The following is a 13,468-nucleotide window of genomic DNA, read 5'->3' on the forward strand; positions in this document are numbered from 1 at the left end:
GCCCCGGGAGGAACCCATGCCGCAGACCCCCGACGCCGACCGCACCCACCGCCTGGTGCCGACACCGGGCGGCCGTACGCACCTGGTGGAGCAGGGCAGTGGACCTCTGGTGGTGCTCGTGCACGGTTTCCCGGAGTCCTGGTACTCGTGGCGACACCAGCTGCCGGCCCTGGCCGCCGCCGGCTACCGTGCCGTGGCCCTCGACGTCCGTGGCTACGGGCGCTCCTCCGCACCCGGGGACGTGGCGGCGTACCGGATGCTCGACCTGGTGGCGGACAACGCCGCCGTGGTCGACGCCCTCGGTGAGCGGTCCGCGGTGATCGTCGGGCATGACTGGGGCGCGACCATCGCCGCCACCTCGGCTCTGCTGCGGCCCGACGTGTTCCGTGCGGTCGGCCTGCTGAGCGTGCCCTACACCCCGCCCGGCGGCCCCAGGCCCAGTGAGGTCTTCGCGGCGATGGGCGGTGAGGAGGAGTTCTACGTCTCCTACTTCCAGCAGCCCGGCCGTGTCGAGGCGGAGATCGAGCCCGACGTCCGGGGCTGGCTGGCCGGTTTCTACGCCGCCCTGTCGGCCGGCACCATGCCCGCGCCCGGCGCGCCCGATCCACACTTCGTCGGCCGCGGCGGGACGCTGCGCGACAGGTTCCCGGAGGGCGGACTGCCGGACTGGCTCGGTGAGCACGAACTCGACGTCTACGCCGAGGAGTTCGAGCGGACCGGCCTGACCGGGGCACTGAACCGCTATCGGAACATGGACCGGGACTGGGAGGACCTGGCCGCCCACCACGGCGCCCCCGTCACACAGCCTTCGCTGTTCTTGGGCGGGTCCCTCGACGCGTCCACCGCCTGGCTGGCGGACGCGATCGAGGCGTACCCCAGCACCCTTCCCGGTCTGACCTCGTCCCACATCCTCGAAGGCTGCGGCCACTGGATCCAGCAGGAGCGCCCCGAGGAGATCAACCGGATCCTGATCGACTGGCTCGGCTCCCTCGACGTCCGATGTCCGGCATAGCGCGGTGTGAGGACACATGCGGACGGGCGGGACAGCTGATCGCTGTCCCGCCCGCTCGATGACCGGTTCCCGAGGCTACGCGGCGAGGGCGCTGCGCAGGCGCGAGGAGCTTCGGTAGGTGGAGATTCCGACGGCCAGCAGCCAGTAGCTGAGGATCGTCCCCATCAGGGCGGTCGTGCCCCAGCCGTTCGCCGCATAGAAGTTCGCGGGAGTGTTGCCGAAGAACAGGGACGGCACGAACGCGAGGTTGATCGCGCCGAGGACGTAGGCCGAGCGGCTGATCCAGCGCGGCAGCATGTCAGTGCGTGCGACGGTGTAACCGACCGTGGTCAGGAAGAGGCCGAGCATCAGCCGGGAGATCGATCCGTAGAGGATGTACGTGCCGTTGACCGTGATCGTCGGATCGATCGGATGGTCGGTGGCGATGACCGCGCCGGCCTCCAGACCCATGGAGACCAGGGTGATCGTCGCGTAGACCAGCCCGGTGGAGTATGCCAGCGAACCCGCCCACTCGTAGTCGGGACGCGTGCGCTTGACCAGTTCACGGAATGCCGTCACGAACAGGACCAGGCATGCGAGGCCGATGATCCCGAGGAGAAGCCGGGCCAGGACGTTCGCGTCCGGCGGCGGGCCCGAGTAGATGAAGTACAGGGGCACTTCGACGATGAGCGCGGTCGCGGCGGCGATACCGGCGACGCCCGTCAGACGCCTGGCGAGAACTTCGTTCATTGTTCTTCCCCCGAGCTGGAGAGGTGGATTCCGAGTCGGTCCCTTGCCGACGTCATGAATCCTTCCTGCCGCGGGGCTCGGCGTCCCTGGGCCTGGGCGGCGGATGCGGGGTGGTGCTGCCAACACCTCCCGCGGGGGTCCTCAGCCGAGGGCCCGGTCCAGGTTGAACGCCGCGCTGATGAGCGCCAGATGCGTGAACGCCTGTGGGAAGTTGCCCTGTTGCTCGCCGGTGTGGCTGATCTCCTCGGCGTACAGGCCGAGATGGTTGGCGTAGGTGAGCATCTTCTCGAAGGCGAGGCGCGCCTCGTCGATGCGCCCGGCGTGCACCATCGCCTCGACGTACCAGAACGAGCAGATCGAGAAGGTGCCTTCGTCGCCGCGCAGTCCGTCGGGGCTGGCCAGTGCGTCGTAGCGGTAGACGAGGGAGTCGGACACCAGCTCGTTGGTGAGGGCGTCCAGTGTGGACAGCCACTTCGGGTCGGTGGGCGCGATGAACTTCGTCAGCGGCATCATCAGGACGGCCGCGTCCAGCACGTCGCTGTCCTCGCGCTGGACGAACGCCTGCCGGGTCTGCGACCAGCCCCGCTTCATGATCCGCCGGTAGATCTTGTCGCGGGCCTCGCGCCAGCGGGGCAGGTCCCCGGGCAGGCCGCGCCGGTTGGCCATGCGGATCGCCCGCTCGATCGCCACCCAGCACATCAGCCGCGAGTACAGGAAGTTCTTGCGGCCTCCGCGGGTCTCCCAGATCCCCTCGTCGGGCTGGTCCCAGTTCTCGCACACCCACTCCACCAGCGTGCACACGTCGTCCCACTGGCCGCTGGAGATGGGCTTGGCCCACTTGTCGTAGAGGTAGATCGAGTCGATGAGCGCGCCGTAGATGTCGAGCTGGAGCTGGTCGGCGGCCGCGTTGCCGATCCGTACCGGTGCGGAGCCGAAATGCCCTTCCAGGTAGTCGAGTTCGCGCTCGGTGAGGTCGGTGCGGCCGTCGATGCCGTACATGATCTGCAGGGGAGCGGACTGTCCGTCGGTGCACGGACTGACGTACTGGGTGAGGAATTTCATGAACGCCTCGGCCTCCTCCGTGAAGCCGAGCCGCAGCAGCGCGTACACGCAGAAGGCGGCGTCGCGCACCCACACGTACCGGTAGTCCCAGTTGCGTTCGCCGCCCAGCTGCTCGGGCAGGCTCGTGGTCGGCGCGGCCACGATCGCGCCGGTGGGCGCGTAGGTGAGCAGCTTCAGGGTGAGGGCGGAGCGGTGCACCATCTCCCGCCACCGGCCGCGGTACTTGGAGGCGGACAGCCAGCGCCGCCAATACGCCACCGTCGTGCCGAACTGCTCCTCGGCCTCGGTCTTCGCGCACCGGCGCGGCTCCACGTCGCCGCCCACCTGGTCCAGCGCGAACACCGCCGTCTCGCCCTCGGAGAGCTTGAAGTCGGCCCGCGCGTCGAGCCCGTCCGCCTCCAGCGGCACGGTCGCCGACAGCGCGAGCGACAGCCCGTCGGACTCGAAGACCGTCGCCTCGCCGGCCATGCGCACGATGTGCGGCCGGGCGCCGTAGTCGAACCGCGGGGCGACCCGGGTGCGGAAGGGGACCGATCCGCGCACGCACACGACCCGCCGGATCACCCGGTGCCGCTCGGTCTCCACGCCCCTGCCGTTGACCGGCATGAAGTCCTGCACCTCACCGACGCCCTCCTCGGTGAAGAAGCGGGTGATCAGGACGTTCGTGTCGGGGAAGTAGAACTGCTTGGTCTTCGCCGGGACAGCCGCCGCCAGCTCGAAGGAGCCGCCGCGCTCGGCGTCCAGGATCGACGCGAAGACGCTCGGCGCGTCGAAGGCCGAGCAGCAGTACCAGTCGATCGTGCCGTCGGTGCCCACCAGGGCCACACTGCGCAGGTCGCCGATCAGACCGTGCTCGGCGATCGGCAGATATCGGGGAGCACCCCCGGGGCCGCCCTGGTCGATCGCTTCCGACGCTTCCGAGCTCATCGCAGCCTCCCTGCTCGGCCCCGCGGTCCCGCTCCCAGCCTAGGCGGACTCGGGCACGTGGGCGCGAGGATCGCTCAGGTCACGGCGTACTGCGGAGGGTCAGACCGCGACGACGGTGATCCCCGCCTCCTCGAAGCCGCGCACCGTGTCCGGGCTCGCCGCCGAGTCCGTGACGAGGGTGCCGACCGACTCGGCCGCGCAGATCCGGGCGAACGCCCGCCGGCCCAGCTTGCTGGAGTCGGCGGCGACGATCACCCGCTCGGCGCGCTCGCACAGCAGCCGGTTGATCGCGGCCTCCGCCTCGTCGTGCGCGGCGGCACCGTGTGCGGCATCGAAGGCGACCACGCCGAGCACGGCCACATCGAGGGTGATCTGGCCGAGCACACCGTCCGCCAGCGGCCCGATCAGCTCGTACGACTGCGGGCGCGCGACCCCGCCGGTCACCACGATCTTGAACTGGGGACGCACGGCAAGCTCGTTGGCGATGTTGAGCGCGTTCGTGACGACCGTGAGCGCCGGAGACCCGGAAGCGAGATCACTGCGGACGGCGAGCGCGCGCGCCACCTCGGTGGTGGTGGTGCCGCCGGTCAGCCCCACCGCCTCGCCGGGCGCGACGAGATCGGCCACCGCCTTCGCGATCCGCTGCTTCTCGGAGGCGTGCCGGGCCGTCTTGTAGCGCAGCGGCAGTTCGTACGACACTCCGTGCACGACCGCGCCGCCCCGGGTGCGGACCAGCATCTGCTGCTCGGCGAGCTGGTCGAAGTCGCGCCGGATCGTCGCGGCCGAGACCCCCAGCTCGGCGGCCGCGTCCTCGACGTCCAGCCGTCCGCGCTCCACGAGCAGCTCCAGCAGCGCCTTCCAGCGGGCGTCCCGCGACATGCCCACCCTCCGTTCCTCCCGCTCCTTGATCTCCCGGTGACCTTAGCGCACCCCGTCTGCGCTTGAATGCTTGATTCTGCTCGAAAACTCGCTATATCTTGCAGGAACAATCATATCGATCGAACCATTGAGCCGATCGAAACATTGAAATCAATCAGGCCAGGGATCAAGGCAAGGGAGGATCCGGCATGACGCACGTCGAGGACGAGCTGAGCAGCCAGCCAGAGTGCTGGATACGGGCCGCGTCGGAGGCGGCCCGGCATGGCGGGGCGCTTCCGGCGCCGGGCGAGCGGGTCGCGATCGTCGGGTGCGGCACCTCGTACTTCATGGCGCAGGCGGTCGCCGCACTGCGCGAGAGCGCCGGGCAGGGCGAGACGGACGCCTTCGCCGCCTCCGAGTTCCCCCACGGCCGCTCCTACGACCGTGTCGTGGCCCTCACCCGCTCCGGCACCACCACCGAAGTCCTCGACCTGCTCGGCCGGTTGAAGGGGCGCGCACGAACGACCGCGATCACCGCCGACCCGGACACCCCGGTCATGGCCGCCGCCGACGTCGTCGTCGTGCTGGACTTCGCCGACGAACGGTCCGTCGTACAGACGCGGTTCGCGACCACCGCCCTGACCCTGCTGCGCGCCCATCTCGGCCTCCACACCGACGCCGTCGTCGACGACGCCCGCACCGCCCTGGCGACCCCGTTGCCCGAAGGGCTCGTCGCCTGCACGCAGTTCACCTTCCTGGGCCGGGGCTGGACGGTCGGCCTGGCCAACGAGGCCGGGCTGAAGATGCGCGAGGCCTCCCTCGCCTGGACCGAGGCCTACCCGGCGATGGAGTACCGGCACGGCCCCATCAGCATCACCACCCACGGCACGGCGGCCTGGATGCTCGGCGAGGCCCCTGAGGGCCTGCCCGAACAGGTCCGCGCCACCGGCGGGTTGTGGGTGGCCGACGGACTCGACCCGCTGGCCGGACTGGTCCGCGCCCAGCGACTCGCGGTCGCCGTCGCCGCGGCCCGCGGCCTCGACCCGGACCGGCCCCGCCACCTCACCCGCTCGGTGATCCTCGCCCCCTGACCTATCGGAAGGGATTCGTACTGGAAGGGATTGACCGTGCCCCTCGTCACCACCGGCGAACTCGTCACCCGGGCCGCCGCCGAGCACTCCGCCGTCGCCGCCTTCAACATCATCACCCTGGAACACGTCGAGGCCGTCATCGCCGGCGCCGAGTCGGCGGATGCCCCCGTCGTCCTCCAAGTCAGCGAGAACGCCGTCAAGTTCCGCTACGGCCGCCTGCTCCCGCTCGCCCGCGCGACCGTCGCCGCCGCCGAACGCGCCCTTGTGCCCGTCGCGTTGCACCTGGACCACGTCCAGAGCGACGATCTGCTGCGGCAGGCCGCGGACGCCGGATTCAGCTCCGTGATGTACGACGCGGCCCGCCTGCCCTATGACCGGAACCTCGCCGCGACCTGCGCCGCCGCCGACTGGGCACACGCCCAAGGCCTGTGGATCGAGGCCGAGTTGGGACAGATCGGCGGCAAGGCAGGGCCGGGCGGCCGGGACAACTGTGCCGAGCCCCCGCTGGACGCCCACGCGCCCGGCGCCCGCACAGACCCCGCGGAGGCCCGCGCCTTCGTCGCCGCCTCCGGCGTGAACGCCCTGGCCGTGGCCATCGGCAGCACGCACGCCATGACCACCCGCACCGCCACCCTCGACCACGGGCTCCTCAAACGGCTGGCCGCCGCCCTTGACGTGCCCCTCGTCCTGCACGGCTCCTCCGGAGTGCCGGACGAGGAACTGGCCGCGGCGGTCGCGGGCGGCATCGCCAAGGTGAACGTCGGCACCGCCCTCAACATCGCCATGACCGGCGCGATCCGCGACTTCCTCGCCGCCCATCCCGAGGCGGTCGACTCGCGCGAGTACCTGAGCGTGGGGAGGGAGGCGATGGTGCGGGCGGTGACCGGAATCATCCGGACCGTTGGCCGCCCACCGGCGTGATCACTCCTTGACGGCCTTCAGCACCACGAACTTCGGGTCACTCGCGACCAGTTGACTGTTGCCGAAGGCCTTGCGCAACTTGACGTGGTAGCCGAGGTGCCGGTTGCCGATCACCCACAACTCGCCACCGGGCCGCAGCACACGCCGCGCCCCGGTGAACATCCGCCAGGCCGTCGTGTCCGTCGTCGCCTGGTGCGAGTGGAACGGCGGATTGTTGAGCACGAGGTCGACACTGCCGTCCGGCACCCCGGCCAGCCCGTCCCCGACCCGGAACTCCGCGTGCCCCGGCACCCCGTTCGCCTTGTACGTCGCCTCCGCCGAGGCCACGGCCTGGAACGACTCGTCCACGAACAGCACCTCGGCCGTCGGATCGGCCACCGCCACCGCCGTACCCACCACCCCGTTGCCGCAGCCCAGGTCCACCACCCGCCGGTCGGCGCGCGCGGCCGGCAGATGCTGCAGGAAGAAGCGGGTGCCGATGTCGAGCCGGTCGGCACAGAACACACCCGCGTGGTTGACCACGGTGCGCCCCGAGGCAGGGCCGACACCGCCGGGCAGGGCGTAGCTGTACGGCCACGGGTTGGCGGGCCGCGCAAGCGACGCGTCCGGCGTGCAGAAGACGAGCCTGGCCTTCTTCTCCGCCAGCGAGGTGCGGGTCGGTCCCAGGATCCGCTCGAAGAGCTGCAGCGTCGAGGTGTGGATCTCCTTCACCATGCCGGTGCCGACGACGACCGTCCCCTCGTGCACCGCCGGCGCCAGCCGCAGCAACTGGTCCTCCAGCAGCGCGAGACTCTTGGGCACCCGCACCAGGAGGACGTCGACGCGGTCGGGCGGCGGGTCCTGGGTGGTGAGCAGCCGCACGGCACCGGTCTCGACGCCGGCCCGCGCCAGGTTCGCCCGCGTCGCCTCCTGCGCGAGGAACGAGTCGGTGATCTGCACGGGCCCGTGCGCCGCGAGCGCGGTGGCCAGAGCGCCCCAGCGGTCGCCCAGGACCACGACCGTGCCGGACAGCGGGACCTGCTCGTCTGCCAGGTGCCTGAGCAGGTAGGCGTCGGAGGCGTCCCAGGCGCGCAGCCTCTCGCGCGGGTCCTCGGGGAAACGGGCCAGCGCGAACTCGCCCCACGGCGTCGTCATACGGTCGTTCATCGTGCCTCAAGGCTAGCCGAGCCCCAGCTCAGAACCCGTCGCGCGGCCGGTCGGGCAGGATGGAGCGTATGGATGCCGAGCTGTTTCCCAGGGCTCGTAAGGAAATCGCGCCGGGCGCCGTGCACGTGCCGGACTGGTTGGACGCGGGGCGGCAGCGGCAGTTGCTGGACGCGTGCCGGGCATGGGCCCGGCCACCGGCCGGCCTGCGTACCGTCCGCACACCGGGCGGCGGCACGATGACCGCACGCCAGGTCTGCCTGGGCCGGCACTGGTATCCGTACGGCTATGCCGACACCGTCGTGGACGGTGACGGCGCTCCGGTGAAGCCGTTTCCGGCGTGGCTGGACGAGCTGGGGCGGCAGGCGGTCGCCGACGCGCTGGGGACGCCGCCTCCGGTGGCACGTGACGTACCACCGACAGGGGCAGGGGCAGGGGCACCGACACGGGTTCCGTATGACATAGCGCTGATCAATTTCTACGACGGCGACGCCCGCATGGGCATGCACCGCGACAGCGACGAGGAGTCGGACGCCCCTGTGGTGTCCCTGAGCCTCGGCGACAGCTGCGTCTTCCGTTTCGGTAACACCGAGACCCGCACCAAGCCCTACACGGAGGTCGAACTGCGCAGCGGCGACCTGTTGGTGTTCGGCGGCCCGTCCCGGCTCGCGTACCACGGCGTTCCCCGGGTGCACGCGGGCACCGCACCGCCCGAGTTGGGACTGACCGGACGTCTGAACATCACGCTCCGGGTCAGCGGCCTGTAGGCCGGGGAGTGCGCGGATCATGGGAGACTCGCCCTCATGAGCGGCAAGGCGGACCCCCGGCCGACGGGGGAAGGGACCACCTCGAGGACGCGGCTGGACCGTGGGCGCGGCGCGCTCGGGCCCGCGTTGGAGCTCGTGCACACCGGACGCGCACCCACCCGGGCCGTGCTCACCGCCGAACTCGGCGTCACCCGGGCCACGGCCGGCGCGGTCGCCGCCGAACTGGAAGCGCTCGGACTGATCCGCGTCGACGCCCGGCCCGGAGCGGCGGCGGGCTCGCAGGGCAGGCCCTCGCACCGGCTCGCGGTCGCCGCCGACGGCCCGGTCGTCCTGGCGGCGCAGGTGCACGCCGACGGGTTCCGGGCGGCGCTGGTCGGCCTGGGCGGCAGCATCGTCGCCACGGCGCCCGGCTGCGAGACCGTCGACGCCGACCCGGCGAAGGTCCTCGGCTCGGTCGTGGAAGCGGGCGCCGAGCTGCTGCGTTCGACGGGACGGCACTGCGTCGGTGCCGGACTCGCCGTACCGTCCGCGGTCGCCGAGCCGGACGGCCTGGCCCTCAACCCCCTGCACCTGGCGTGGCCCGTGGGCGCGCCCGTACGCCGGATCTTCGCGGAGTGCGTGCGCGAGGCCGGGATCACGGGTCCCGCCTTCGCGGGCAACGACGTCAACCTCGCCGCCCTCGCCGAGCACCGGCACGGGGCGGGCCGCGGCGCCCGGGACCTGCTGTGCGTGGCCACCGGCCACCGGGGCGTGGGCGGTGCGCTGGTGCTCGACGGCCGCCTGCACACGGGGAGTTCGGGCCTCGCCCTGGAAGTCGGCCACCTCACCGTCAACCCCGAGGGCCGCCCCTGCCACTGCGGCAGCCGCGGCTGCCTCGACGTCGAGGCCGATCCGCTGGCGCTGCTCACGGCGGCCGGCCGCGAGCCCGGCCCCGAGGTCTCACTTCTCCAGCAGGCCATCGACCTGATCCGCAACCACTACGACGACCCGTCGATCCGCACGGCCACCGAGGCCCTCATCGACCGCCTCGGCCTCGGTCTCGCGGGCCTGGTGAACATCCTCAACCCCGACCGCATCATCCTCGGCGGTCTCCACCGCACGCTCCTCGACGCCGACCCCGACCGCCTGCGCGCCGTCGTCGCCGACCGCAGCCTGTGGGGTCAGAGCGGCGGCGTCCCCATCCTGGCCTGCACCCTCGACCACAACAGCCTTGTCGGCGCGGCCGAGTTGGCGTGGCAGCCGGTGCTGGATGATCCGCTGGGGGCATTGACCTGAGGGGCAGCCGTCCTAGGCTGTCCTCCTTGGCAGGCTCCGGGATGGCCGTCTCCAGGATGCGCGACTCAGGGATGCGCGCCTCCGGGACAGGTGTCCGCGGGGAGTCGGACAGCGCGGGTGCCGGTGGGGGCGGGAGCCTCGCGGCGTTAGGCTCCGGAGCATGCGGATCTCCGTCTCCTCGGACATGGACGAACCCGTGGCGCGCTCGCTCGTCGCGGAACTGGGCAGGCGCGGCCACGAGGTGGTGGCCCACGGGGCGCTGAGCCCCGGAGACGACCCCCAGTGGGCCGCGTGCTCGGAGGCCGCGGCCCGTGAGGTCGCCGCGGGGACCGCGGACCAGGCGGTCGTGTGCTGCTGGACCGGCACGGGGGCGTCCATCGCCGCGAACAAGGTGCCCGGCGTACGGGCCGCCCTGTGCATCGACGCGTACACGGCGGACGGAGCCCGCCGATGGAACGACGCCAACGTGCTGGCGCTCAGCCTGCGCCTGACCTCCGAGCCGCTGCTCAAGGAGATCCTCGACGCCTGGTTCGCGGCCGAGGACAGCGAGGACGCCGAGGACCGCCAGAACGTGCGGCGCGTGGGGCAACTCGACCTCGGCAGGAACACCGACTGATCCAGCGCGCCGCCGCCCAAGCGGTCGACAACCATCTCTTGCTTACTCCAATAAAGACGCTTTAGTTTAGTCAGCATGATGTTGACCCAGCGGGAGCGCGAGATCATCGCGTTGCTGCGCCGCGACCCGCTCTCCGGGCCGCAGGCGATCGCCGACGCCCTCGGCACCACCCGGGCCGCGGTGAACGTCCACCTGTCCAACCTGGGCAAGAAGGGCGCCATCCTCGGCCGCGGCTACATCCTCCGCGAGGAGAACGCGGTCGTGGTCGTCGGCGGAGCCAACGTCGACGTGAAGGTACGCAGCCTGGCTCCCGTACGGCAGCGGACCAGCAATCCGGGGCGTGCCGGCACCACCGCGGGTGGCGTGGGCCGCAACATCGCGGAGAACCTGGCGCGGCTGGGCACACCGACGCATCTCATCGCCGCCGTCGGCCGGGACCCGGCGGGCGAGCGCCTGCTCGCGGAGACCGCGGCGGCAGGCGTACGCCTCGACCACGTGCACCGCAGTGCCCACCCGACCGGGACCTACACGGCGGTCCTGGACGCCGACGGGGACCTGGTCGTCGCGGTGGCGGACATGGCGGCCACCGAAGCGCTGGCGCCGGAGGACCTCCACCCGGCGCGTGAACTGATCGCCCACGCCGACATGCTGGTCCTGGAGGGGAATCTGCCGGCCGGAGTGCTGGCCCACGCGATGGACGTCGCACATACCGCCGACGTACCGGTGGTGATGGACCCGGTCAGTGCCCCCAAGGCGGCCCTGCTCGCGCCGCTGCTCACCGCCCGCCGGCCGCTCCTCGCGCTCACACCGAACCTCGACGAACTCCGGGCCCTCCTCGGCCACCCCGTCGGCGACAGCGAGGTCGAGGTGACGGCGGCCGCCGCCACGCTGCACGCGCGCGGGGTGCGGCACGTGTGGGTACGGCTCGGGGCGCGCGGCAGTGTCCTGAGCACCGCGGGCGGAGACGCGATGTTCCTGACCGCGCCGCCCGCCGAAGTCGCGGACGTCACCGGCGCCGGGGACGCGATGCTCGCCGCTTTCGTCCACGCGCTGCTGGCAGGCGGCGAGCCGCTGGACGCCGCCCGCTACGGTCACGCCGCCGCAGCCCTGACGGTCGCGAGCCCGGCGACCGTACGCCCCGACCTGACCCCACGCCTGATCGAGGACACCCTGACCGACCCACTGACGAAACCGACCGGCCCGGCCGCTGAGACCGCCCCGACCGCCCCGAACGCCGCGGCCAGCTCGGGCGACCTCACCGACCCACTGACGAAACCGACCGGCCCGGACGCTGAAGCCGCCCCGACCGCCCCGAACGGCCCGGACGCCGCGGCCAGCTCGGGCGACCTCACCAACGCGTCGGCCCAACCGAGCCGAACGGTCTGACCGACCGACGGACCGATCGACCCGACCGGGGTGTACGGCTGCCTGACCGGCCTGAAACCCCCGGGCCCCGAAGGCCCTGGGCCGCGAATTCCCCGGGCCCTGTCCCCCGCCCCCCCGCCCCCTGAACGACCAGATGCGGAGCCAGAGATGACCACGCCCACCCCCGCCCCGACGCCCGCGACCGACGCCCCGCATCCGCGCCTGGTGCTGACCGACGAGGTCCGCGAGGCGCTGCGCGACGGGCGCCCCGTCGTGGCGCTGGAGTCGACGATCATCAGCCACGGCATGCCGTATCCGCAGAACGTGGAGATGGCCGTTGAGGTCGAGCAGATCATCCGCGACGGTGGCGCAGTCCCCGCGACGATCGCCGTCCTGCACGGCCGGCCCCGTATCGGGCTGACGCCCGCGGACCTGGAGCTCCTCGCGACCGCGCCGGACGTCACCAAGGCCAGCGTCCGTGACCTCGCGTACGTCGTCGCGCGCGGCACCCACGGCGCGACGACCGTCGCGGCGACCATGCGGCTGGCCGCGCTCGCCGGCATCCGTACCTTCGTCACCGGCGGCATCGGCGGCGTGCACCGGGGCGCCCCGACGACGTTCGACATCAGCGCCGACCTGACGGAACTGGCCGCGACGGGCGTCGCGGTGATCAGCGCGGGCGTCAAGAGCATCCTCGACATCGGCCTGACCCTGGAGACCCTGGAAACCCTCGGCGTCCCGGTCCTGACCTACGGCACGGACGAGTTCCCGGCGTTCTACTCCCGCCGCAGCGGCTTCACCTCACCCATGCGCGTGGACTCCCCGGCCGAGATCGCCGCCGTGATGCACGCCCGCTGGGACCTCGGCATCCCCGGCGGCCTCAGCATCGCCAACCCCGTGCCCGAGGACGAGGAGGTGCCGGCCGAGCGCATGGACGGCGTCATCTCCCAGGCCCTGGCCGAGATGGACAAGGCCGGCATCACCGGCAAGGACACCACCCCGTACCTCCTCGGCCGGATCGTCGAACTCACCGGCGGCGAGAGCCTGCGCACCAACATCGCGCTGGTCAAGAACAACGCCCGGCTCGGCGCCCGGATCGCCGTCGAATACGCCAAGCTCGGCTGAGCGTGCCGAAGAGGCTCACCGGTCCGTTACCGCAGCTCAGGGCGCCGCCCAGCGTCAACAGCCCCTCGTGGCCGTCCGGTTGGCAAGCCACGTTCCGCGTTGTTGACCGAGGGACATCGACGAACTCTGCCGCTGAGCCGGGTCAGGCCGACCTGTTCTCGACGTACTGCGCCATCCCGTGGCCGAGCGACCAGTCGGGGGACTCGTTCTCGGTCACGGTGACGAACACGTTGCGCGGCTCGGTCGCCGCGTGGGCGTGGGCGAGTTCGGCGATCCGGCGGTACAGGGCCTGCTTCTGGGCGGGTGTGCGCCCGGTCCTCATCGTGATCGCGACGTACACGATGCCGTCGTCGCGGTGGACGCCGAGGTAATCGCCGTAGCGCAGCGTGCTGTTGACGCCGTCGTGACCGACCAGGACCTGGAAGCGGTCGTTCGGCGGGATGCCGATCGTCTCGACCAGGGCTTCGTGCACGGCACGGCCGAGCGCGTCGAGTCGGTCGCCGTCGGCTCCCAGGGCGTCGATGCGGACAAAGGGCATGGCGGTGGTTCTCCTGGTGCGTGCGAGGTCGGTCAGGGG

General features: G+C 71.8%; 13 protein-coding genes. 8 read left to right on the forward strand and 5 right to left on the reverse strand.

Features of this window, described 5'->3' with window-relative positions; translation table 11 throughout:
- The first annotated feature begins 16 nt into the window (after positions 1–16).
- Entirely contained in the window at positions 17–1,012 is a 996-nt protein-coding gene (locus OG870_RS43175) for an alpha/beta fold hydrolase (RefSeq protein WP_327692083.1), read from the forward strand.
- Between the two features lie 75 nt (positions 1,013–1,087).
- Here OG870_RS43175 and OG870_RS43180 read toward each other — a convergent pair whose 3' ends face one another.
- The 3 genes from OG870_RS43180 to OG870_RS43190 all read right to left on the reverse strand — a co-directional run bounded on the left by OG870_RS43180 (position 1,088) and on the right by OG870_RS43190 (position 4,609).
- On the reverse strand, positions 1,088–1,741 hold the full coding sequence (locus tag OG870_RS43180) for a hypothetical protein (protein WP_327692084.1): 654 nt from the start codon (positions 1,739–1,741) through the stop codon (positions 1,088–1,090).
- A 141-nt stretch (positions 1,742–1,882) separates the two neighbouring features.
- Positions 1,883–3,730 carry a glycoside hydrolase family 15 protein gene (locus OG870_RS43185; RefSeq protein WP_327692085.1) on the reverse strand — a complete coding sequence of 616 codons (1,848 nt, stop codon included), beginning with the start codon at positions 3,728–3,730 and terminating at the stop codon, positions 1,883–1,885.
- 99 nt (positions 3,731–3,829) lie between these two features.
- On the reverse strand, positions 3,830–4,609 hold the full coding sequence (locus OG870_RS43190) for a DeoR/GlpR family DNA-binding transcription regulator (RefSeq protein ID WP_266526328.1): 780 nt from the start codon (positions 4,607–4,609) through the stop codon (positions 3,830–3,832).
- A gap of 188 nt (positions 4,610–4,797) precedes the next feature.
- Between OG870_RS43190 and OG870_RS43195 the strand changes: the two genes are divergently transcribed.
- A complete protein-coding gene (locus tag OG870_RS43195) occupies positions 4,798–5,679 on the forward strand; it encodes an SIS domain-containing protein (protein ID WP_266526327.1) in 882 nt (293 codons plus the stop codon).
- A 36-nt stretch (positions 5,680–5,715) separates the two neighbouring features.
- Positions 5,716–6,600: a class II fructose-bisphosphate aldolase gene (locus OG870_RS43200; protein ID WP_266526325.1), complete on the forward strand. Its 885-nt coding sequence runs from the start codon at positions 5,716–5,718 to the stop codon at positions 6,598–6,600.
- On the opposite strand, the gene OG870_RS43205 is transcribed toward OG870_RS43200, so the two are convergent.
- Positions 6,601–7,734 (reverse strand): methyltransferase, encoded by a 1,134-nt coding sequence (locus OG870_RS43205; protein WP_266527626.1) that lies wholly within the window; start codon positions 7,732–7,734, stop codon positions 6,601–6,603.
- A gap of 80 nt (positions 7,735–7,814) precedes the next feature.
- On the opposite strand from OG870_RS43205, the gene OG870_RS43210 reads away from it, so the two are divergent.
- The 5 genes from OG870_RS43210 to OG870_RS43230 all read left to right on the forward strand — a co-directional run bounded on the left by OG870_RS43210 (position 7,815) and on the right by OG870_RS43230 (position 12,891).
- Complete coding sequence (locus tag OG870_RS43210; protein ID WP_266587287.1) at positions 7,815–8,510, forward strand: alpha-ketoglutarate-dependent dioxygenase AlkB family protein; 696 nt, start codon at positions 7,815–7,817, stop codon at positions 8,508–8,510.
- Positions 8,511–8,546: 36 nt separating this feature from the next.
- Positions 8,547–9,785, forward strand: coding sequence for an ROK family protein (locus tag OG870_RS43215; RefSeq protein ID WP_266526322.1), 1,239 nt, complete (start codon positions 8,547–8,549; stop codon positions 9,783–9,785).
- Between the two features lie 160 nt (positions 9,786–9,945).
- Positions 9,946–10,401 carry an RpiB/LacA/LacB family sugar-phosphate isomerase gene (locus OG870_RS43220; protein ID WP_266841824.1) on the forward strand — a complete coding sequence of 152 codons (456 nt, stop codon included), beginning with the start codon at positions 9,946–9,948 and terminating at the stop codon, positions 10,399–10,401.
- A 75-nt stretch (positions 10,402–10,476) separates the two neighbouring features.
- Complete coding sequence (locus tag OG870_RS43225) at positions 10,477–11,787, forward strand: PfkB family carbohydrate kinase (protein WP_266587289.1); 1,311 nt, start codon at positions 10,477–10,479, stop codon at positions 11,785–11,787.
- A 147-nt stretch (positions 11,788–11,934) separates the two neighbouring features.
- Entirely contained in the window at positions 11,935–12,891 is a 957-nt protein-coding gene (locus tag OG870_RS43230; protein WP_266526316.1) for a pseudouridine-5'-phosphate glycosidase, read from the forward strand.
- Between the two features lie 142 nt (positions 12,892–13,033).
- Here OG870_RS43230 and OG870_RS43235 read toward each other — a convergent pair whose 3' ends face one another.
- A complete protein-coding gene (locus tag OG870_RS43235) occupies positions 13,034–13,429 on the reverse strand; it encodes a tautomerase family protein (RefSeq protein WP_266587296.1) in 396 nt (131 codons plus the stop codon).
- Positions 13,430–13,468 lie beyond the last annotated feature (39 nt).

The organism is Streptomyces sp. NBC_00461, assembly GCF_036013935.1.
Classification (GTDB): Bacteria; Actinomycetota; Actinomycetes; order Streptomycetales; family Streptomycetaceae; genus Streptomyces.

Excerpts from the sequence above, each read along its gene's own strand:
- OG870_RS43180 (WP_327692084.1), bottom strand. The coding sequence starts at position 1,741 with ATGAACGAAGTTCTCGCCAGGCGTCTGACGGGCGTCGCCGGTATCGCC.
- OG870_RS43190 (WP_266526328.1), bottom strand. The coding sequence starts at position 4,609 with ATGTCGCGGGACGCCCGCTGGAAGGCGCTGCTGGAGCTGCTCGTGGAG.
- OG870_RS43215 (WP_266526322.1), top strand. The coding sequence starts at position 8,547 with ATGAGCGGCAAGGCGGACCCCCGGCCGACGGGGGAAGGGACCACCTCG.
- OG870_RS43210 (WP_266587287.1), top strand. The coding sequence starts at position 7,815 with ATGGATGCCGAGCTGTTTCCCAGGGCTCGTAAGGAAATCGCGCCGGGC.
- OG870_RS43195 (WP_266526327.1), top strand. The coding sequence starts at position 4,798 with ATGACGCACGTCGAGGACGAGCTGAGCAGCCAGCCAGAGTGCTGGATA.
- OG870_RS43185 (WP_327692085.1), bottom strand. The coding sequence starts at position 3,730 with ATGAGCTCGGAAGCGTCGGAAGCGATCGACCAGGGCGGCCCCGGGGGT.
- OG870_RS43220 (WP_266841824.1), top strand. The coding sequence starts at position 9,946 with ATGCGGATCTCCGTCTCCTCGGACATGGACGAACCCGTGGCGCGCTCG.
- OG870_RS43225 (WP_266587289.1), top strand. The coding sequence starts at position 10,477 with ATGATGTTGACCCAGCGGGAGCGCGAGATCATCGCGTTGCTGCGCCGC.
- OG870_RS43175 (WP_327692083.1), top strand. The coding sequence starts at position 17 with ATGCCGCAGACCCCCGACGCCGACCGCACCCACCGCCTGGTGCCGACA.
- OG870_RS43230 (WP_266526316.1), top strand. The coding sequence starts at position 11,935 with ATGACCACGCCCACCCCCGCCCCGACGCCCGCGACCGACGCCCCGCAT.
- OG870_RS43205 (WP_266527626.1), bottom strand. The coding sequence starts at position 7,734 with ATGACGACGCCGTGGGGCGAGTTCGCGCTGGCCCGTTTCCCCGAGGAC.
- OG870_RS43235 (WP_266587296.1), bottom strand. The coding sequence starts at position 13,429 with ATGCCCTTTGTCCGCATCGACGCCCTGGGAGCCGACGGCGACCGACTC.